This window comes from Winogradskyella sp. SYSU M77433 (assembly GCF_029911945.1).
Lineage (GTDB): Bacteria > Bacteroidota > Bacteroidia > Flavobacteriales > Flavobacteriaceae > Winogradskyella.
The window spans coordinates 34,684-54,017 of record NZ_JARYTG010000008.1; the positions used below are offsets into that span (position 1 = coordinate 34,684).

General features: G+C 33.0%; 20 protein-coding genes. 6 read left to right on the plus strand and 14 right to left on the minus strand.

Annotation, left to right across the window (positions count from 1 at the left end):
- Positions 1-38: 38 nt before the first annotated feature.
- From QGM60_RS15195 to QGM60_RS15215, 5 genes are all read right to left on the minus strand, one after another.
- The gene (locus QGM60_RS15195) at positions 39-593 is read right to left on the minus strand and encodes a hypothetical protein (RefSeq protein ID WP_281141103.1); all 555 of its coding nucleotides are present in this window, start codon (positions 591-593) and stop codon (positions 39-41) included.
- 166 nt (positions 594-759) lie between these two features.
- Positions 760-1,515 (minus strand): hypothetical protein, encoded by a 756-nt coding sequence (locus QGM60_RS15200; RefSeq protein WP_281141104.1) that lies wholly within the window; start codon positions 1,513-1,515, stop codon positions 760-762.
- A gap of 158 nt (positions 1,516-1,673) precedes the next feature.
- Entirely contained in the window at positions 1,674-2,468 is a 795-nt protein-coding gene (locus QGM60_RS15205; RefSeq protein ID WP_281141105.1) for an anti-sigma factor, read from the minus strand.
- A gap of 3 nt (positions 2,469-2,471) precedes the next feature.
- A complete protein-coding gene (locus tag QGM60_RS15210) occupies positions 2,472-3,002 on the minus strand; it encodes a sigma-70 family RNA polymerase sigma factor (RefSeq protein ID WP_281141106.1) in 531 nt (176 codons plus the stop codon).
- 93 nt (positions 3,003-3,095) lie between these two features.
- Positions 3,096-3,686 (minus strand): superoxide dismutase family protein, encoded by a 591-nt coding sequence (locus tag QGM60_RS15215; RefSeq protein WP_281141107.1) that lies wholly within the window; start codon positions 3,684-3,686, stop codon positions 3,096-3,098.
- A 149-nt stretch (positions 3,687-3,835) separates the two neighbouring features.
- On the opposite strand from QGM60_RS15215, the gene hemN reads away from it, so the two are divergent.
- Together hemN and QGM60_RS15225 are read left to right on the plus strand one after the other, a co-directional pair.
- Positions 3,836-5,200: an oxygen-independent coproporphyrinogen III oxidase gene (gene hemN, locus QGM60_RS15220; protein ID WP_281141108.1), complete on the plus strand. Its 1,365-nt coding sequence runs from the start codon at positions 3,836-3,838 to the stop codon at positions 5,198-5,200.
- A gap of 10 nt (positions 5,201-5,210) precedes the next feature.
- The gene (locus QGM60_RS15225; RefSeq protein WP_281141109.1) at positions 5,211-6,044 is read left to right on the plus strand and encodes a universal stress protein; all 834 of its coding nucleotides are present in this window, start codon (positions 5,211-5,213) and stop codon (positions 6,042-6,044) included.
- Between the two features lie 83 nt (positions 6,045-6,127).
- Here QGM60_RS15225 and QGM60_RS15230 read toward each other — a convergent pair whose 3' ends face one another.
- The 9 genes from QGM60_RS15230 to QGM60_RS15270 all read right to left on the minus strand — a co-directional run bounded on the left by QGM60_RS15230 (position 6,128) and on the right by QGM60_RS15270 (position 15,301).
- Complete coding sequence (locus QGM60_RS15230; RefSeq protein WP_281141110.1) at positions 6,128-6,577, minus strand: pyridoxamine 5'-phosphate oxidase family protein; 450 nt, start codon at positions 6,575-6,577, stop codon at positions 6,128-6,130.
- Positions 6,578-6,612: 35 nt separating this feature from the next.
- Positions 6,613-7,314 (minus strand): sulfite exporter TauE/SafE family protein, encoded by a 702-nt coding sequence (locus QGM60_RS15235; protein ID WP_281141111.1) that lies wholly within the window; start codon positions 7,312-7,314, stop codon positions 6,613-6,615.
- A gap of 3 nt (positions 7,315-7,317) precedes the next feature.
- The gene (locus QGM60_RS15240; protein WP_281141112.1) at positions 7,318-7,764 is read right to left on the minus strand and encodes a FixH family protein; all 447 of its coding nucleotides are present in this window, start codon (positions 7,762-7,764) and stop codon (positions 7,318-7,320) included.
- Between the two features lie 41 nt (positions 7,765-7,805).
- Positions 7,806-9,230, minus strand: coding sequence for a cytochrome c oxidase accessory protein CcoG (gene ccoG, locus QGM60_RS15245; protein ID WP_281141113.1), 1,425 nt, complete (start codon positions 9,228-9,230; stop codon positions 7,806-7,808).
- Positions 9,231-9,250: 20 nt separating this feature from the next.
- Positions 9,251-10,264 (minus strand): cbb3-type cytochrome c oxidase N-terminal domain-containing protein, encoded by a 1,014-nt coding sequence (locus QGM60_RS15250; protein ID WP_281141114.1) that lies wholly within the window; start codon positions 10,262-10,264, stop codon positions 9,251-9,253.
- A complete protein-coding gene (locus tag QGM60_RS15255; RefSeq protein ID WP_281141115.1) occupies positions 10,261-10,446 on the minus strand; it encodes a CcoQ/FixQ family Cbb3-type cytochrome c oxidase assembly chaperone in 186 nt (61 codons plus the stop codon). Before QGM60_RS15255 ends, QGM60_RS15250 begins: the two co-directional genes overlap by 4 nt.
- Positions 10,447-10,453: 7 nt before the next feature.
- Complete coding sequence (gene ccoN / locus QGM60_RS15260; RefSeq protein WP_281141116.1) at positions 10,454-12,655, minus strand: cytochrome-c oxidase, cbb3-type subunit I; 2,202 nt, start codon at positions 12,653-12,655, stop codon at positions 10,454-10,456.
- 10 nt (positions 12,656-12,665) lie between these two features.
- On the minus strand, positions 12,666-12,851 hold the full coding sequence (ccoS, locus tag QGM60_RS15265) for a cbb3-type cytochrome oxidase assembly protein CcoS (protein WP_281141117.1): 186 nt from the start codon (positions 12,849-12,851) through the stop codon (positions 12,666-12,668).
- A gap of 74 nt (positions 12,852-12,925) precedes the next feature.
- Positions 12,926-15,301 carry a heavy metal translocating P-type ATPase metal-binding domain-containing protein gene (locus QGM60_RS15270; protein WP_281141118.1) on the minus strand — a complete coding sequence of 792 codons (2,376 nt, stop codon included), beginning with the start codon at positions 15,299-15,301 and terminating at the stop codon, positions 12,926-12,928.
- Between the two features lie 118 nt (positions 15,302-15,419).
- On the opposite strand from QGM60_RS15270, the gene QGM60_RS15275 reads away from it, so the two are divergent.
- The 4 genes from QGM60_RS15275 to QGM60_RS15290 all read left to right on the plus strand — a co-directional run bounded on the left by QGM60_RS15275 (position 15,420) and on the right by QGM60_RS15290 (position 19,318).
- Positions 15,420-16,664 carry a PAS domain-containing sensor histidine kinase gene (locus QGM60_RS15275; protein ID WP_281141119.1) on the plus strand — a complete coding sequence of 415 codons (1,245 nt, stop codon included), beginning with the start codon at positions 15,420-15,422 and terminating at the stop codon, positions 16,662-16,664.
- On the plus strand, positions 16,661-17,710 hold the full coding sequence (locus QGM60_RS15280; protein ID WP_281141120.1) for a response regulator: 1,050 nt from the start codon (positions 16,661-16,663) through the stop codon (positions 17,708-17,710). The genes QGM60_RS15275 and QGM60_RS15280 overlap by 4 nt, the downstream gene beginning before the upstream one ends.
- Positions 17,711-17,789: 79 nt before the next feature.
- Positions 17,790-18,608 (plus strand): universal stress protein, encoded by an 819-nt coding sequence (locus tag QGM60_RS15285; protein ID WP_281141121.1) that lies wholly within the window; start codon positions 17,790-17,792, stop codon positions 18,606-18,608.
- Positions 18,609-18,640: 32 nt separating this feature from the next.
- A complete protein-coding gene (locus QGM60_RS15290) occupies positions 18,641-19,318 on the plus strand; it encodes a Crp/Fnr family transcriptional regulator (RefSeq protein ID WP_281141122.1) in 678 nt (225 codons plus the stop codon).
- Positions 19,319-19,334 lie beyond the last annotated feature (16 nt).

The window sequence follows — 19,334 nt, forward strand, 5'->3', positions numbered from 1 at the left end:
GCAATTACTTATAGCCATCCTAAGTTTGTAATGCGTTTTTATTTAATTTCTAAAGTGTTCAATATTAATCCAAACTCTTCTTTTTCTTTATTCCAATCTTTTACATTAGTTGTTGCAGTAAATATGTTGGTAGTTTTATCAGTTAAAATTTGAAAGAAAATAGTTTTCTGTTCGACAGTTACATTTAGTAAACGATTTTTATATTCAATTTCAATTCCCTCAATTTCATTTCCCATAACGTTGAGAGTAATTTTCTTTCTACTATTTAGAATTTCTGTATCTAAAAAATAGTCGCTCATTTTACTTTGCAAATTTGCTATGTAATTATCTGCTAATTCGTTTATATCATACTCATACCTTTTATTATAATGTTGAATTCCGAAAACAAAATGTTTGGGTGATTTTATATTAGTCCATTTGAACCCTATCTCTGAATTTTCACCATTCTTTCCTTCATACCATTCGTTTGGAACAGAAAACTCAACATTTTCAATTTTAAATTGGTCTTGTTTATCAGAATTGTTTTGAGAATTACAGCTTTGGAAACTGATAAGAAAAATCATTATAAAAATCAGTTTGACTATTTTTTTCATTTTTATCGAACCCTGTTTCAAATGCATTACAACGTATTTGGCTATGGTTTCGTTGCGTGAAAATCCGCGAGGATTTTCCGCCGTAAACCGAAGATAGCAAATTTGCGAGGACTTTCCGCAAGGAAAGTCAGAAGCAATGAATTATAGCCGGTGTTGTAGCCAGTTTTTATCTCATCCATCCTTCGATGATATAATTTTTTTCTAATAATTTCTCTTCCTTTCCATTATTGTCTGGTTTGAACCAAATTTCAAACCTTGCACCATATGGTTTTCCCCAATCTCCCTCATAAATCGTAAAATCATCTTTGGTACTGAACTTCTTGATGCTGTCATTAGTATTGCTAATTCTCATACTTGACCTTTCCTTTAGTCTTGGGGCTGAAAGTTCTATTTCTTGAGTTATTTCAAATGCTTTAAGAAAGGCTATTCCATTTTGTTTTGACTTAATCCATAAATCATATTCATATAAACCTGGTTGGAAAGAATTATAAAGTTGAAAATCAGTTTTTTCTTTTATGATTTGTTTTATACTGTCAGGTCTTATTGACTCAAAATTATCTCCCATTCTTGTGTCAATCGGTTTTTCCAATTTTACATTTTCGGGTAATTTTAAATTATCAGCAAAAGTATCTGTGTCAGGTCCAAACATAGACATAAAGGAAGAAATGAAAATTAAACCTAAAACACCGACAAATAAAGTTCCTAATTGTAATATTCCTATATACCACTTTCCTTTGATTAGTTGCCAGAATCCAGCGATAAGCAATAAGATAATAGTAAACAGAAAAAAATAATCTGATATATTCAGTAAAGTTTTATTCTTTGATGAAATTAGAGCTAGAAAAATTAGAGACGATAAAATGAACAATAAAAAAGGTAACCACCATTTCTTTAAAATATATATTTTTAGGAATTCTGTCATTTTCTCAAATTGGCTACAACAACAGGATATACGTATTAACTATATCCACATTATATGTTTATGCTTGCAATGTAAAGAAAATAAGTTAGTTATAGTAAAATAAAAAACCACTAACAGTTAAATTAGTGGTTTGTGTAAATTTTTTTTTAAAGTTCCTTTTAAGGAGCCGTTGGTACTACACCAAGGGTGTATAGTTGTTCCATTGTTGGGCTTTCACTACCACCTGCAGGCTCTAAAGTAATACCAAATGCCTGGCTTTCGTTTGCATTGGCAATGGTAAAGATTTTGTTTTCGTCTGTATTAAAATCTTCAATAGTACCTAAACTTGTTGGTGTTAATGGGTTTAACGTTAACGACCATACTTGCCAAACTTTTCCTTCTGGTGCATTTGGTAAGCCTACAGCATCTAAGTAGATGGTATTATCGGCTTTGTTCCAATATACTTTGGCATAACTGTTGGCAAAATCACCTTGTCCACCAAGTGGTACAGCTAAGATATCTTTATCTCTAATAGCATCAAGAAGGTCTTTGGTGTTTGCCAAATTGTTTCTGGCATCTTCTATTTGTGTTTCAAGATATTGATTTTCTATATCAGCTGTTTGTAGTTGTTCTTCTAACTTCGTTTTATTATTAAGTGTCCATAATAAACCTCCTGCTAATAAAATAGAGGCTGCCCAACCTGTGTAAGAAATCCAGTTTGGTTTCTTAGGTCTCATGTCTACAACCTTATTATCAGTGTCTTTTAATTTTCCTCTAAACGATTCAAAATTTATAGAATGTGGAGATACGGCAGCGGTTAACTTTACAACAGCGGCTTCTATTTCTAGAACCTCTTGTAACAATTCAGGATATTGTTGCAAAAGTTCATAGACCTCCTGATTTTCTTTTTCAGAAAGTTGGCCAGCTACGTATAGCTCTAAAATACCAGATTCTATGTATGCATTTGTATCCATAATTTATAATACCATATCACGTAACTCCTTAATACAGTTACGATTTCTTGTTTTTACTGTTCCTATTGGCATGTCTAACTCTTCAGAAGTTTCTTTTTGAGTAAATCCTTTAAAGTAAAGAAGCTCAATAACTTCCTTACATTTTTTACCTAAATTCTTTACAAACTTTTTAATTCCGATAGCATCTGTACTGTTATCTAAATTATCATTGCTTGTTATAATATCTACGAAAAAATCTGAGTTGAGGTTTTGTTTTTTTTGCTTAAATGCTTTGGAACGGGTCTTATCTATAGCTGCATTTCGAGCTATGTTTAATATCCACGTAAAAAACCTTCCCTTTTTAGATGAGTAGGTGTGTGCATTATGCCATGCTTTTATAAAAACATCTTGCATAAGCTCATCTGCGATCGCTGTATCTTTAACAATATTGTAAACCACTCCATGTATACTATCGCTATACATACCGTATAGTTTTTGGAAGGCTACTTCATTCTTATTTTGAAATTGCGATACTAGTGTGTCTAAATCTGCCATACAAAGATTTATTAAAGAAGTTTTGTAATGCTAGGGGAAGGGATATCATTACAAAACTTCTATTTGGTTAGTATTTTTTCTTTGAGGGATTTATTACTCAATAATACCAGCACAACCTACACGAGCGCCAGCAGCACCAGATGGTTGTGATGTAAAGTCGTCTACACCAAGGTGTACAATAATTGCTTTTCCTAAAATGTCTTTAGTATCGTCTCCACAACCAATACACCATTCGTCTGTACTCATAGAAACGGTTCCTCTACCATTTGCATTAACTTCAAAGTTTCCTATATCTCCTTTGTGATAACCTGCTTCATCTCCCCATTTTCCATGTGGTTGGCCAGTTGGGTTCCAGTGTCCACCTGTAGATTTTCCATCAGGTGAAGAACAATCTGCTTTTTCGTGAATATGGATAGCGTGTTCGCCTTCCTCAAGTCCTGTAATGGTCCCAACCAAAGAAACAACACCATCTTTTTCTGTAAAGTTAATGGTACCTTCAGTATTACTGTCACTTTTAGGAGATAGTTTAATTGAAAGCTTTTTTTCCATTGGCGCTTCATCAACAATCTCTTCTACTTCCATTTCAGTTTCTTCAACAACTTCTTCGGCTTCTTTCTTGGTTTCTTTACAAGCTGTGGCAAAGACAATGCTAAATACAAATACTATTAGTTTTAAGTTTTTCATTTTTAAGTTTTATTGTTTCTAGTAAAGTTAATGATATAACTACGTTTCTGCAAACGAATACGGATTAGAGTTACAATTTTAATGAATATGACAAAAGTCATGTTTTAAGCAATTGCTTAGAATTAATTTTGAATCGTCAATAAATAGGTATGTGTCAATCATTAGTAAATAAATACAATGTTGCTGGTCCTCGTTATACCAGTTACCCAACGGTTCCGTATTGGAATATAGAAACGTTTTCATTGCAACAATGGACAGCATCTTTGCGTAAATCTTTTAATGAAAGTAATGCTACGGAAGGATTAAGTTTATATCTACACTTGCCTTTTTGTGAAAGTCTTTGCACATTTTGTGGATGCCATAAACGCATTACCAAACGCCATGAAGTAGAAAGTCCTTATACCAAAGCACTTTTAAAAGAGTGGGATTTGTACAGAGCTATGTTGGGCGGTAAGCCAAAAATCAAAGAATTACATCTTGGAGGTGGTACACCAACATTTTTTTCTCCTGAGAATTTGAATTTTTTGTTGTCTGAACTTTTTAAGGTTTCTGAATTAGCAGAAGATTACGAATTTAGTTTTGAAGGGCATCCAAACAATACTACAGAAGCACACCTTCAAACATTATACGATTTAGGTTTTAGACGTGTAAGTTTTGGAGTTCAAGATTATAATATTAAAGTGCAGCAGGCGATACATCGTATTCAACCGTTTGAAAACGTAAAACGAGTGACTGAACTAGCTAGAGCAATTGGCTATACTTCTGTAGGGCATGATATTATTTTCGGTTTACCATTTCAGACCGAAGAGGATGTTGTAAATACTATTGGTAAGACTAAAGAATTGATGCCAGATCGTATAGCATTTTACAGTTATGCACATGTGCCTTGGATAAAAGGAAATGGTCAGCGTGGTTATAAGGATGAAGATTTACCTTCAGGAGATTCTAAACGTCACCAATACGAAACAGGAAAGCAACTTTTAGAAGAAGCAGGTTATATTGAAATTGGTATGGACCATTTTGCTTTAAAAAAAGATGCGCTGTACAAAGCTATGCAAAACAATACCTTGCATCGTAATTTTATGGGTTATACAGCTTCAAAAACTCAAGCTATGATTGGTTTGGGAGTATCTTCAATTAGCGATAGTTGGTATGGTTTTGCACAGAATGTAAAATCTATTGAAGAATACTATCATTTGGTAGATAACGGTATTATTCCTGTGTACAGAGGTCATATTTTGAATACTGAAGATTTAATAATAAGACAGCACATTCTTAATCTGATGTGCAATTTTGAAACGTCTTGGTTAAATGATGATTTAACATTTGATGAGCTACCAGAAGTATTAATAAAACTTAAAGAATTTGAAAAAGATGGTTTGCTAGAATTTGGAAGTAAACAAGTTTTAGTAACGGAAAAAGGCAAACCGTTTATCCGAAATATATGTATGGCTTTTGATTTGTTGTTGCAACGCAAAAAACCAGACACTCAATTATTCTCAATGACTATTTAAACCAAAAAAGATGAAAAAAATTATTGTACCAGTAGATTTTTCGGAATATTCGGAGTTTGCGCTAGAAGCAGCAGCTAACTTGGCCCAAAAGTACGATTCTGAAATTATTGTTCTTCATATGTTAGAACTGTCTAATGCTATTATTACAGCTAATAATGATTCTTTGAATGAAGAAGCCGTGTTTTATTTGAAATTAGCAGAACAACGTTTCGATAATTTTTTAGATAAGCCTTACTTAAAAGGTATTAAAGTATCTCCTGTTGTGAAACATTTCAAGGTTTGGAATGAAGTTAATGACGTTGCCAATGAGCATCATGCCAATCTTATTGTTATGGGTTCTCATGGTGCAAGCGGAGTAAAGGAAGTCTTTTTAGGTTCTAATACTGAAAAGGTTGTGCGTTATGCTGACATTCCGGTTTTAGTAGTGAAACATAATCCTATTTTAATGGATTTTGAGAATGGCGTTTTTGCGAGTGATTTCTCAGAAGAAGCTATTGCTCCATATATAAAAGCTAAAAACACGTTTGACAAACTAAATGTAAAGTTACATTTAGTATATGTAAACACGCCAGATGGAAACTTTAAAAGTACATCTGAAATTGATAAAAAAGTTACACATTTCTTAAAGAAAGCCGACGGTCATTTAGATAACTTGGATAATGTACATGTGGTTTCAGACTATACTATAGAAGAAGGAATTTTAAACTTTGCTAATACTATTGGTGCAGATGTAATTGCTGTAGCTACACATGGTAGAAGAGGTTTAGCTCACTTTTTTGAAGGTAGTATTTCTGAAGACATTGCAAATCATTCAACTTTGCCTGTAATGACTTTTAAAATATGATTTTGGTGTTTTGTTAGTATTAATTACTATCATTGGGTGAAAACGTCAAAGACATTTGTCTTTGGCGTTTTTTTTAGCTCAGTTTATTGATGGCGAAGTCTGCCAGTAATTTCATCAATATGAATTACAAAAACAATAGGTAAATTATCAGTCTCGATTTTAGCAGAGAATTCATGAATATAATCTAGATCTACAAGTTCTTTTCTTAAGACCAAATCTTTTATGCCTAAAGAAAATTCGTGTAGCAAAGCTTTGGCATGGCTACCTTCCATTTCTTCAAAAGTACCATGAGCTACTACGGAAGTCCAGTCGTTTACAGATTCTATTTCCGTAACTTCAAGAGCCACTGCGCTATGCAGTCTTAAGGCATTGATTTTATGACCATCTCCTGAATAACAAATGATTTTTTCACCATTATAAAAGTAGGTGATAGGTATTACATAAGGCTTATTGTTGTAAATATAACCCAAATGACCAATGTAATTATTACTAAGAATAAAGGCGGATTCTTTATGTTTTAAAGACTTTCTCATACTGAAAACTTTCACAGTATAAGATACGAAAAATTTTAATGACAATCAATAGCGCTAGAAGCCATTTCTACAACTGGAGCAGGTGAGATGTAAGGGATACCAAGTCCTAATCCTCTGAGAATAAATAACACACCAATAACTACAACAAAAACAGGTATTGCTTTCTGAATACGTTGTTTTATGGTACTGTTTAAAAATTTACCTAAGTAAATTGCGGAGGTCATTAAAGGGATAGTACCTAAACCAAATAATATCATGTAAAGACTTCCTTGCAACAAGCTACCAGTTGCCAATGAACCAAAAACAGCCATATAAACTAGTCCACAAGGCAAAAAGCCATTCAAAAATCCGATAGTTAAAAAAGTATCTGATGTTTTCTTTTTTAAAGCTTGTCCTAAGTTAGACTTTACTTTTGAGATGATCTTATTTATAGGTCTTGATAAATTGTATTTACTAATGGTTTTATAAGGAATTAAAACCAAAACAATCATTATAATACCAATGGCAATAGATAATTGCTGTTGTAAACCAAAAATGTAAAGACTTTTACCAAGTAGACCAAAAACTAAGCCTATTATGCTATAAGCTAATAGTCTTCCAAAATGATAAATACCAATTTGGCTTACTTTTTTGAATGAGTTAGAACGATCTACAGGAAGCATAAAGGCTATTGGTCCGCACATACCTACGCAGTGCAAACTACCCAATAGCCCTAATACTAATCCTGATACTAACATGTTTCAATAATTGATTTCTTTTTTGAATAGATAAGGTTTATTATCGTATTCCCAATCTATTTTAATGTTCCAACGACCATCTAACAAATGGTTGTCAGGTATGAGCAAATTGTGGCTAGATAATGAAATTGGAGTTTCAAAATCTAAATGCTTGTTAGATGGTCTATATAGGAACACTTTTCCTTTTATCTTGTTATAATCTAAATCTTTAGGGAAACTAACAACCATACCTTCATTAGTTTTTTTCCATGTGATATTAGTTTTAAGGGATTTTGCATTGTTTTCTTTATCAATATCTCCTTGAAACTTTAGCTCTTGCTGGTAGTAATCTTCTACAACCAGATCGTGATCATACTTTTTATCAGTACTCATACTGATAACGAAATACATTATAAAGGCAATAAAGCCTGCAAATGCAATAACTATAGCTGTTCCCCAATTTATTTTCATAACATAATTTATTTTGTCTTCCTGAATTTGCTTCAGGATTTCTAGTTATAACTTCTAGGACCTAAGAAGGTTACAGAAGTTGTTTCTATTAATTTTTCACCACTGTATACATCAATGGTTATTTCATTTTTATCACCAGATAAATCGCTTTGTTTTAATTCAATAAACAAGGTGCCTTCTGCTAATCCACTTTCCTTAACTTCAAAAGTCTCAGTTGTAGATACTAGTTTTATGTCACCATCAACACCTCTAAGTTTAAACTTAACATCTTTAATGTCTTCAGTTGTTTTATTGACTACTTTGTAAGTGTAAACATTACTGATGATATTATTGTCCTTATGCTCATACAGTTGTCCTGGTAAACGCAATACTCTAGCTTCAACATCATTTCTAAGCGCTAACATACCACCCAAAACACCAATGAGAATAATAAGTACGGCAATGTAACCTTTCATTCGAGCCGTTAATTTAAAAGGCTCTTTCTTTTCAATATTGTCTTCACTTGCATAACGAATTAAACCTTTTGGAAGGTTAATTTTTTCCATTATGGTATCACATTCGTCAATACAAGCTGTACAGTTTACACATTCTAGCTGTGTGCCGTTTCTAATATCTATGCCTGTAGGACAAACATTAACACATTGAAAACAATCAATACAATCTCCATAACCCAAAGCTTCACGATCTTCATTCTTTCTAAATTTCTTTCTACCATTTTCTGCTTCACCACGTTTATGATCATAGGCTACAACTATAGATTTGTTATCTAAAAGTACACCTTGAAGTCGTCCGTAAGGACAAGCGATGATACAAACCTGTTCTCTAAACCACGCAAAGATGAAATAGAATACACCTGTAAAAATTAACAACGGAATTAATGTTCCCATGTGTTGAGCAGGTCCTTCTTGTATATATCTTAAAAGCTTATCACTTCCTATTAAATAGGCTAAAAAGATATTAGCTATTAAAAATGAAATCACTAAAAAGATGAACCATTTTAAAAGACGCTTTCTAATTTTTTCAGCATCCCATTTTTGCTTTTTAAGGCGCATTTGTTTGTTTCTGTCACCATCAATCCAATATTCAATGCGTCTAAAAACCATTTCCATAAAAATGGTTTGCGGACAAATCCACCCACAAAAAATACGACCAAAACCTACTGTAAATAGAGTGATAAATACCACGCCTATAATCATGGAAATTACAAACAGGTGAAAATCTTGAGGCCAAAATGGAAAACCAAAGATGTTAAATCGTCTTTCAAGGACGTTGAACATTAAAAATTGGTTGCCATTAATTTTTACGAAAGGGGCAGCAAATAGAAACGCTAATAGAATGTAGCTTACTATTTTGCGCTTATCGTAATAAGGGCCTGAAGGTTTTTTAGGAAATATCCAATTACGTTTACCTTCTTCGTTAATTGTACCTATTGAATCTCTAAAGACTTCGTTGTCTGGCGTTTCCATGTAGGAGTTGACTTTAAGAATTAATCATTTGAAGCAACGGTTTGGTTTTCTTCCGTTACTTCTGTTTCGGTGTTTTCTTCTTGGTTGTCGTCTTGGTTAGTGTCTTCTTCGGTTTCAGTAGTTTCGCTTTCAGATGTGGCATCAGAACTTTCAGCAGATTCGTCTACCCAAATATCGCCTTGAGCTTCTTTTGGATTTGCAGGTGTGGTGCCCTGAAATTGTAGTACATAACTTGCTACTTGTGCCATTTCTAAAGGTTTTAAATTGGCTTTCCAGGATACCATCCCTTTGCCATCTCGTCCACCTTCAGAAATTGTTCTAAATACATTTTTGATGCCTCCACCTAAAATCCAGTATTGATCTGTTAGGTTAGGACCAATTCCACCTCCACCATCAGCCATGTGACAAGCCACACAGTTGGTTTCAAAAATCACTCGTCCAGCATTAAGGTCAGCGTCTTCAGTTAATAACTCTACTGTATTAACATCAACTAGGTTTTTGGCAGTTTTTTTGTATTCTTCTATAGCTCTGTTAGCCTCTGCATATTCTATTTCATATTCAGCAAACTGATCATCAGCATTAAGAATATGATAACGTACCATATAAATTACACCAAATACAATTGTAGCATAGAATCCGTATAACCACCATGGTGGAAGGTTGTTGTCTAACTCTTTAATACCATCGTAATTATGATCTAAGATAATTTCACCTTCAGCTTCAATAGGCTTAGAGTCTAAAAGTTTGGTGTACGTTTTCTTAACCCATAATGTTAATTTTGAAGGAGCGTTGCGCTGTGCATCGTATCTGGCTTTGCCTTCTTCATCTAAACTCTGGTAAAGAATATTATCTAAAGAACCTACAATACCCTCTATTGCTATTAATACTAATAGTACTAATAAAAGGAATAATAAAACTATAGGTTGTTCTATAAACGCTGGTTGGTCGCCAGAATCTACAAAGTATTCTACTAGAGCAGCAATAGAAAAGAAGATTACTGGTACTCTAATGTATGATGGAATTAATTTTCTCATGATATGAAATCGTTTTGGTTATCTAAAGGTATATTGCTGACTTTTGTGATGTATTCTTTCTTTGCTGTAAACACCCAATAAAATAAGGCTACAAAAAAGACGAAGAATATTAAGAGCGATATCAATGGATAGATTTCTATTCCAGTGATACTTTCCATATGATGTTTTACAAACTTTAGCATAACGTTATTAGTTTTGAGCGGTTTCGTTAATAATCTCTTTCACTTTAATATCTGTACCTAAACGTTGTAGATAGGCAATAAGCGCTACTATTTCTCTGTTTCGCATTTCAACAAAGCTCTCACCTCCAGCAGCTTTATCAGCTTCATAAGATTTAGCAAAATCAGGATCGCTATAAAGGTTTTGCTCTATCTGTGTACCTTGTTCTAACATTGAAGTCTGAGCATTTGCAATATCTTCATCTGTGTAAGGCACACCAAGACTTACCATCGTTTCCATTTTCTTTTCGGTCATGGACTTGTCTAGTTTAGCACCTTCGCCAACAATCAACCATTTATATGATGGCATAATAGAACCAGTTGAGGTACTTTGAGGATCGTACATGTGATTAAAATGCCAGTTATCGTTATACTTACCACCAACGCGATGTAAGTCTGGACCTGTACGCTTACTTCCCCAAAGGAATGGGTGATCGTAAACATATTCACCAGCTTTAGAGTACTCACCATAACGTTCTACCTCACTTCTAAAAGGTCTAACCATTTGTGAGTGACAACCCACACAACCTTCTCTGATGTAGATATCTCTACCTTCTAATTCTAATGGAGTATAAGGTTGAACACTACTTATAGTTGGGATGTTAGATTTTACTACAATAGTTGGTATAATCTGTACAACACCACCAATTAAAATAGCAATTGTAGCATAGATAGTTAATAAAACAGGCTTACGCTCTAACCAAGTGTGCCATCCTTCACCAGCAACACGGCTTTTAGATACACGTTGTAAAGCAGGTGCTTCAGCAAGCTCATCAGTAACTTTGTTTTCTGCTCTAGAAACCGTCATGATAATGTTGTATACTAAGATAAGCATACCTGTAATGTATAATGTACCACCAATAGCACGCATCCAGTACATTGGCATAATTTCAGTAACTGTTTCTAAGAAGTTACCATACACTAAACTACCATCTGGGTTGAATTGTTTCCACATACTAGCTTGAGTAAATCCAGCAACATACATTGGTAAAGCATATAAAAGGATACCTAATGTACCTACCCAGAAATGTAAGTTGGCTAATCCTGTAGAATGTAATTTTGTTTTGAATAATCTTGGTACTAACCAGTATATCATACCAAAGGCTAAGAATCCGTTCCAAGCTAATGCACCAACGTGAACGTGAGCAATAATCCAGTCTGTAAAGTGAGCAATTGCGTTAACGTTTTTTAATGAAAGCATTGGACCTTCAAACGTAGCCATACCATAACCAGTAATAGCAACAACCATAAATTTAAGAACAGGATCCGTTCTTACTTTATCCCAAGCACCACGTAAGGTCAATAATCCATTAATCATACCACCCCAAGAAGGAGCAATTAACATTACAGAGAAAGCAACACCTAAATGTTGTGCCCATTCTGGAAGTGCAGTATATAATAAGTGGTGAGGTCCTGCCCAGATATAAATGAATATTAAGGACCAGAAGTGAACAATAGAAAGTCTGTAAGAATATACAGGTCTATTCGCTGCTTTTGGTACAAAATAGTACATTAAACCTAAGAAAGGTGTGGTTAAGAAGAATGCAACAGCGTTATGTCCGTACCACCACTGTACTAAAGCATCTTGTACACCAGCATAAACAGAATAACTTTTTAAACCACTAACAGGTAATTCTAAACTATTGAAAATATGAAGTACAGCAACCGTAACGAACGTAGCTAAATAGAACCAAATAGCAACATATAAGTGACGTTGACGACGCTTTAAAATTGTACCAATCATATTCACACCAAAAGCTACCCAAATAAGCGCAATAGCAATATCAATTGGCCATTCTAATTCAGCATATTCTTTTGATGTTGTGTAACCCAATGGCAGTGTAAGAGCAGCAGCTACAATAATTAATTGCCAACCCCAAAAGTTGATGTTACTTAATAAATCGCTAAACATTCTCGCTTTAAGTAAGCGCTGAAGCGAATAGTAAACACCTGCAAAAATAGCATTACCTACAAAGGCAAAAATTACAGCGTTGGTGTGAAGTGGTCTTAAACGACCAAAACTTAACCAAGAGATACCATCAGTTAAGTTTGGGAATATAAACATAAAGGCTAGTAGTATTCCAACTAGCATACCTACAACTCCCCAAAGTATTGTGGCATAGAGGAACTTTTTAACGATTTTGTTATCGTAGTAAAATTGTTGCATTTCCATATTAAAAAAATTAGTCAGTTTTTGTTTGTGTTGAGTTATTCTTTTTGTTCTTAATAATTTCGTCTTCAAAGAGCATACGCACAGATGGTGTGTAGCTATCATCATATTGACCAGACTTTACGGCCAATAAAAAAATGATTAAAAATGTTACGCCAACAATGACACTAACAGTTAATAAAATATATATAACACTCATACCTAATTGAAGTTATGGTTCAAAAATACTATTGACCTAAAGTTTAAAACATGACATTTATCATGTTCAAATTTTTATTTTAATTTTCTACCTAAGAGATTCGTGAAAACCGTTGTAAATACAACAATACTTATAGAACTCAAAGGCATTAAAATAGCCGCAACAACAGGTGCTAATTGTCCCGTAACTGCAAAATATAATCCAACAACATTGTATATAAATGAGAGCACAAAGCTCCATTTAATGATTTTTATAGCTGATTTTGATGCTTTTATATAAGCATATAATTCTTTGAATTTTGAGGCGTCTAAAATGGCATCACAAGCAGGTGAGAAGACGTTAACATCTTCTGAGATAGCAATACCAACATCACTTTGAGCTAAGGCACCAGCATCATTTAAACCGTCACCGATCATTAAGACTTTTGCTCCTTCAGATTGATGATATTTGATGAAATCTAATTTATCCTCAGGTTTTTGATTGAAAATGAGTTTGGTTTTTGCAGGTAATAATTTCTTAAGGTTTTCACGTTCCCCTTCATTATCTCCTGAAAGAATGACTAAATCGAATTGCTTTTTTAGTTTATTAAAGAGTTTAGAGACACCTTTTCTATAACTATTATAAAAGGTGTATTTTCCTTTATAAACATTATTGCTGCTAATATGGACTGTAGTATTTAAAACAGCAGCTTCTTGCGTATTGCCAACAAAACTTGCCGAGCCTATTTTAAGATTGATATCATTATGTTTTGCTTCAATACCTTTACCAATATGCTCTTCAAAAGTATCTAGGGTTACAATATTGTGTTCGTCCAAAATATTATAAAGGCTTCTACTTAAAGGGTGGTTAGAACCTCTCAATGAATTTTTCAAAACCAAACTTTCGTTATCTGAAAGTAATTCTCCATCATAAATAGCATTGCTGGATTTATTTGAAGTAATGGTTCCTGTTTTATCAAAGATTACGGTATCAATTTGTGCTAACTTTTCAAGAACACTTGCATTTTTGACATAAAATTTCAGTTTACCAAATATTCGCAATAAGTTTCCGAAAGTAAAAGGAGCTGATAGCGCAATAGCACAAGGACAAGCAATGATAAGGACTGCCGTAAAAACATTCATGGCTTTACTTGCATCTGTAATCAACCAGAATGTTGTAGCAACTAGAGCAATTGATAAAATAGCAATCGTAAAATGTTTGCTCACCTTGTTGGTTATAGTTGCAAAGCCATCTTCTTTATTCTTATTAAAGACATCATTACTCCAGAGTTGGGTTAAGTAGCTTTGCTCAACAGATTTTAAAGCCTCAAGTTCTATGACTCCTGATGTTTGTTTTCCACCAGCAAAAAGCTTATCTCCAGATTTTTTTGAAACGGTCTGTGATTCACCAGTTACAAAACTGTAATCAATCTTTCCCTTGCCATTAATTAAAATACCATCAACAGGAATTAGTTCTTCATTTCTAATAAGTATTCTGTCTCCTTTTTCAATATTATAAACCTGTATGGATGATTCCTCTCCATTTTTACCAATCTTAGTTATAGCAATAGGGAAGTAGGATTTATAGTCACGTTCAAATGATAAAAAGTCGTAGGTTTTTTGTTGAAAAAACTTACCAACCAAAAGGAAGAAAATCAAACCCGCTAGACTATCAAAAAAGCCGGAGCCTAAATCAAAAATAATCTCAACGGTACTTCTAATAAATAATACCGAAACACCCAGCGCAATGGGTACATCAATATTTAGAAGTTTAGCTTTTAAGCCTTTATATGCCGAAATAAAATAATCTTGCGCAGAATAAAAAACAATGGGAATAGACATGGCAAACATTAACCATCTAAACACATGTTTGTACTGTTCTAGCCAAAATTCATTAAGTTCAAAATACTCAGGAAAAGAGAGAAACATAATATTTCCAAAGCCAAAACTCGCAACACCTAATTTATAGATAAGGCTTCTATTAATATGATTTTTTACAGAACTAAAATCATCAAGACTAATGTAAGGCTCGTAACCGATTGAGCTCAATAAAAGCACAATGGACTTTAAATTTGTAGCTTCAGGATTATAGGTAACACGTACGGTCTTTTTACCAAAGTTGACTTGAGAAGATGAAATATTAGCATCTAGTTTGTTTAAATTTTCTAAAATCCAAATACAAGAACTACAATGAATATGCGGAATGTATAGTGTAGCGACTTCAGCAGTATCACTTCTAAATTCGGTTAACTTTTCAATAATAGAATCTTGAGACAGAAAATCATATTTACCTTCAATCTCTTTCGGAACTGCTCCTGGAGCATTTTGTAAATCGTAATAACAGGTTAAATCATTTTCATTAAAAATTTCAAAAACGGTTTTACAGCCATTACAACAAAAAGATTTTTCCTGAAAAGTTATAGGATGACTACCACAATCATCTCCACAATGAAAACATGTTTTGTTTTCCATTTTTTTGCTCATTTATACCTACAGCAAAGTTGACGGATTGAGTGCTTTTAAAATATGATATTTGTCATATATTAAATACTTTTACACATGCCATTTTATAACTGACTAAATTTATTTAATGATTTTTCAAGATAAAGATGTTTTTAATGTGCTTTTTGAAGCCGTTTCAGAAGGTGTAATAGTAGTAGATCAAACTCAGCATATTGTAGCAGCCAATGAATCTGCCGTGAGTATGTTTGGTTATGATGATGATGATCTAATTAATAAACATTTAGACACATTAATACCTAAAACATATAGAGCTAATCACCACAAACATGTGGATGGTTTTATGAAACAACAAAAAAAACGCCAAATGGGTCAAGGTAGAGATTTATTTGGCGCTCATAAAAATGGTAGCACGTTTCCGGTTGAAGCAGGTTTAAATCCTTTGCATATCAATGGAGAAAACTATATAATGGCCTTGGTTATTGATATTTCAGTAAGAAAACAACAAGAAGAAGAATTACAAGAGCTAAACGACGAATTAGAGCGAAAAGTAGCATCTAGAACTGAGCAGTTAAGTGCTACGGTTGAAGAGCTTAAAGTAGCAAATCAAAAGCGAGATATAGAAATAAAAAAACGTATAGAAGCTCAGAATAAAATAAGTGATGCGCTTAAAAAAGAAAAGGAACTCAATGATCTAAAGACTAAGTTTTTATCATTGGTTTCTCACGAGTTTAAAACTCCTTTAAGTGGTATTTTAACTTCGGCAATGTTATTGAGCAAGTACAAGTTAGAAGAACAACAGGAACGTCGTGATAAACACATTAAAACTATTACAGATAAAGTTCATTACTTAAATAATATTTTGAATGATTTTCTTTCAATAGAAAAGCTTGAAACAGGAAAAGTGTCTTATAAGCTTTCAAACTTTATGCTTACTAAAATTGTAGATGAGGTTATCTATAATGCTAACATGCTTCTCAAAGAAGGGCAAATTATTAAATATCCTGAAGGTATAGATGGGTTATCACTTTATCAAGATGAAAAAATAGTAGAATTGGCCTTAAGTAATTTGGTACACAATGCTATTAAATATTCACCAGAACATTCAGAAATAAGCATACAAATAAATCAAGATAAAACGACTACAACATTTAGCGTAAAGGATAATGGGATAGGAATACCAGAAAAAGATCAAAAACAGATTTTTAATCGCTATTTTAGGTCAGAAAATGCCTTATTAATTCAAGGTACAGGTATAGGACTTAATATTGTAAAAAGTCATTTAAATAATTTAGGTGGGGAAATAAACTTTTTTAGCGCCGAAAATAAAGGAAGTACCTTTACTATAAAATTACCAAATAAAGCCACTCAATGAAACATATATTATTAATTGAAGACGATCCTATTTTAAGAGAAAACACAGCCGAATTATTAGAACTTTCAAATTATAATATTAGTACAGCTCCAAACGGGAAAATTGGTTTAGACACAGCTTTAAAAATTAAACCAGATATTATTGTTTGTGATATTATGATGCCAGAACTTGATGGTTATGGCGTATTACAAGGGCTTTCAAAAAATGAACAGACTAAATATATTCCGTTTATATTTCTTTCAGCAAAAACCGAACGTAAAGATGTAAGAAAGGGTATGGATTTGGGTGCTGATGATTATATAACAAAACCTTTTGAGGAAGATGAATTAATTAGTGCTATTGAAAGTAGACTAGCAAAAGTAGCTATTTTAAAGGATGATAGAGAAAGCACTATAGACGAAACCGAGGATGAGCAAGAAATAAGAAATTTAAATGATTTAAAAAACTTTTTTGATGATAACGGTAAAACCTTCACGTTTAGTCAAGGGGAAACGATCTATAAAGAAGGCCAGCACTCCAACTATATTTATTTAATTGAAAAAGGATTAGTGAAATGTCATAAATTAGATGATCAAGGAAAGGATTTAACTACAGCATTGCATAAAGAAGACGATTTATTCGGTTATACCTCATTTACCGAAAATACGACGTATAAAGAAACTGCAGCAGCAATTAAAGAATCGGTGTTATTAGGTATTTCAAAAAACCAATTTATAGAAATCATAAGTAGTAATCATAAAGTTACCTTAGATTTAATACAGCTATTAAATGATGATTTGGTAAATGTTAAAGACCAATTATTAGAAATGGCTTATAGTTCAGTAAAGAAGAGAACAGCTCTAACAATTTTAAAATTTGCTGATAAATTAGGGAGTAAACCAACAGATTTTATAAGAATTTCTAGAAATGATTTGGCAAGTGTTGCAGGTGTTGCCACAGAGAGTTTAATTAGAACATTATCGCGTTTTAGAGAAGATGGTATTATTGAAATAGAAGGTCGTAACATCAAAGTTTTAGACCTACAAGAGCTAAAAAATATCGAATAATAAACTGGTGTTAAAATCCAATTACTGACAACGGTCATATTTCAGACATAGCCTTAATACTACATTTGTCCATACAATTATGGATAAACAAGCAATGGCTAATATATTAATACCTACAGACTTCTCTGATAATGCTTGGAATGCAGTAGAATATGCAGTTGAATTTTTTAGTAAGTCAATGTGCAACTTTTACGTGTTACATGTTTGTCATGGCCCTAATGCAAAAGCAATTTTAGAAGAGCAAAAAGAGTGCAAAGAAAAGTTGCAGTTACTTTTGCATAAAATACAAGGCAAATTTTCTAATAATGCAAAGCATAAGTTTTTCACTATTATAGATGCGGGCTATCTTGTAAGTTCTGTTCGTAGGCAAGTAGAGCAAAATCAGATAGATTTTATAGTCATGGGAACTAGAGGAGGTTCAGGCGCTAAGGCAACACCTATAGGTAGCAATGCTTCTAATGTAATTACTAAAGTAAGATGCGCTACCATTGTAGTACCTGAGAATGCTAAGTATTCGAAGTTAACAGAAATTGCTTTTCCAACAGATTTCCTTTCGGTATATTCTCCTAAAACATTAGAGGCTATTACAAGTATTGTTGAATCCAATAAAGCTTCTGCCAGAGTTTTACATATTAAAAATGAAGCTGTAGTTTTAAATGAAGATCAAAAACGAAATAAAGAATTATTAGAAGCCTATCTAGGTGCCAATGAACATAGTTTTCATTTTTTATCTAACTATCATATAGAAAATCAGGTCCAAGATTTTGTTGAAGAGCGCAAAATAGATTTAATAACTATGTTGGCTAAAAATTTAAATTATTTTGAAAAAATATTATTTCATCCTAAAACACCCAAAGTAAAATACTACACTGATATTCCTTTTTTAGTATTGCATTAGAATATCAAGGTAGTTTCATTAAATTATGAATTATGAGTAAATGTGAATCTTGTATTATAAGAGAATTAAATGCATTAAAATCACTATCGCGCGAAGAGCTAATGCGCATATCAAGCTGTAAAACAGGTAAAATCTATAAAAGAGGTCAGGTTATTTTTGAAGAAGGAGAAACGCTTAACGGAGTTTATTGTGTTAGAGAAGGAGTATGTAAGCTTACTAAGTTAAGCGAAAACGGAAAGGATCAGGTTGTAAAACTTGTTGTTAAAGGAGATATATTAGGAAAGCGTTCTTTGGTAACTGACCAAAAAACCAACCTTAGTGCTGTTGCCATTAACGATATGGAGATGTGCTTCATCCCAAAAAGTGAAATTATGGATGACTTAGCCCAAAACCCTAACTTCTCTATGGAGGTTTTAAAAGAAATGGCTAATGAGTTGAAAATTTCTGACGATACTATAGTAAGTATGGCACAAAAATCGGTCAAACGAAGATTGGCTGAAGTATTACTTTATATTCATAATAATTTTAATTCTGAAAGTGACGAGTATTTAGATATAGTGCTTTCTCGTGAAGACTATGCAAATATTGTCGGCACAGCAACTGAATCTGCTATTAGAATTTTATCTCAGTTCAAAAAAGAAGGCTTAATCTCCACAAAAGGAAAGCAAATAAAGATAGAAGATCCTAGTGGTCTTAATCGTATAGAATAAAAAAAAGCGTCTCAAA

Coding starts and splice junctions, on each gene's coding strand:
- QGM60_RS15235 (WP_281141111.1), bottom strand. CDS start 7,314: ATGTTAGTATCAGGATTAGTATTAGGGCTATTGGGTAGTTTGCACTGC.
- QGM60_RS15285 (WP_281141121.1), top strand. CDS start 17,790: ATGGATAAACAAGCAATGGCTAATATATTAATACCTACAGACTTCTCT.
- QGM60_RS15290 (WP_281141122.1), top strand. CDS start 18,641: ATGAGTAAATGTGAATCTTGTATTATAAGAGAATTAAATGCATTAAAA.
- QGM60_RS15250 (WP_281141114.1), bottom strand. CDS start 10,264: ATGAGAAAATTAATTCCATCATACATTAGAGTACCAGTAATCTTCTTT.
- QGM60_RS15270 (WP_281141118.1), bottom strand. CDS start 15,301: ATGGAAAACAAAACATGTTTTCATTGTGGAGATGATTGTGGTAGTCAT.
- QGM60_RS15195 (WP_281141103.1), bottom strand. CDS start 593: ATGAAAAAAATAGTCAAACTGATTTTTATAATGATTTTTCTTATCAGT.
- ccoN (WP_281141116.1), bottom strand. CDS start 12,655: ATGGAAATGCAACAATTTTACTACGATAACAAAATCGTTAAAAAGTTC.
- QGM60_RS15280 (WP_281141120.1), top strand. CDS start 16,661: ATGAAACATATATTATTAATTGAAGACGATCCTATTTTAAGAGAAAAC.
- hemN (WP_281141108.1), top strand. CDS start 3,836: ATGTGTCAATCATTAGTAAATAAATACAATGTTGCTGGTCCTCGTTAT.
- QGM60_RS15275 (WP_281141119.1), top strand. CDS start 15,420: ATGATTTTTCAAGATAAAGATGTTTTTAATGTGCTTTTTGAAGCCGTT.
- QGM60_RS15205 (WP_281141105.1), bottom strand. CDS start 2,468: ATGGATACAAATGCATACATAGAATCTGGTATTTTAGAGCTATACGTA.
- QGM60_RS15230 (WP_281141110.1), bottom strand. CDS start 6,577: ATGAGAAAGTCTTTAAAACATAAAGAATCCGCCTTTATTCTTAGTAAT.
- QGM60_RS15225 (WP_281141109.1), top strand. CDS start 5,211: ATGAAAAAAATTATTGTACCAGTAGATTTTTCGGAATATTCGGAGTTT.
- QGM60_RS15210 (WP_281141106.1), bottom strand. CDS start 3,002: ATGGCAGATTTAGACACACTAGTATCGCAATTTCAAAATAAGAATGAA.
- QGM60_RS15215 (WP_281141107.1), bottom strand. CDS start 3,686: ATGAAAAACTTAAAACTAATAGTATTTGTATTTAGCATTGTCTTTGCC.
- ccoS (WP_281141117.1), bottom strand. CDS start 12,851: ATGAGTGTTATATATATTTTATTAACTGTTAGTGTCATTGTTGGCGTA.
- QGM60_RS15240 (WP_281141112.1), bottom strand. CDS start 7,764: ATGAAAATAAATTGGGGAACAGCTATAGTTATTGCATTTGCAGGCTTT.
- QGM60_RS15255 (WP_281141115.1), bottom strand. CDS start 10,446: ATGCTAAAGTTTGTAAAACATCATATGGAAAGTATCACTGGAATAGAA.
- QGM60_RS15200 (WP_281141104.1), bottom strand. CDS start 1,515: ATGACAGAATTCCTAAAAATATATATTTTAAAGAAATGGTGGTTACCT.
- ccoG (WP_281141113.1), bottom strand. CDS start 9,230: ATGGAAACGCCAGACAACGAAGTCTTTAGAGATTCAATAGGTACAATT.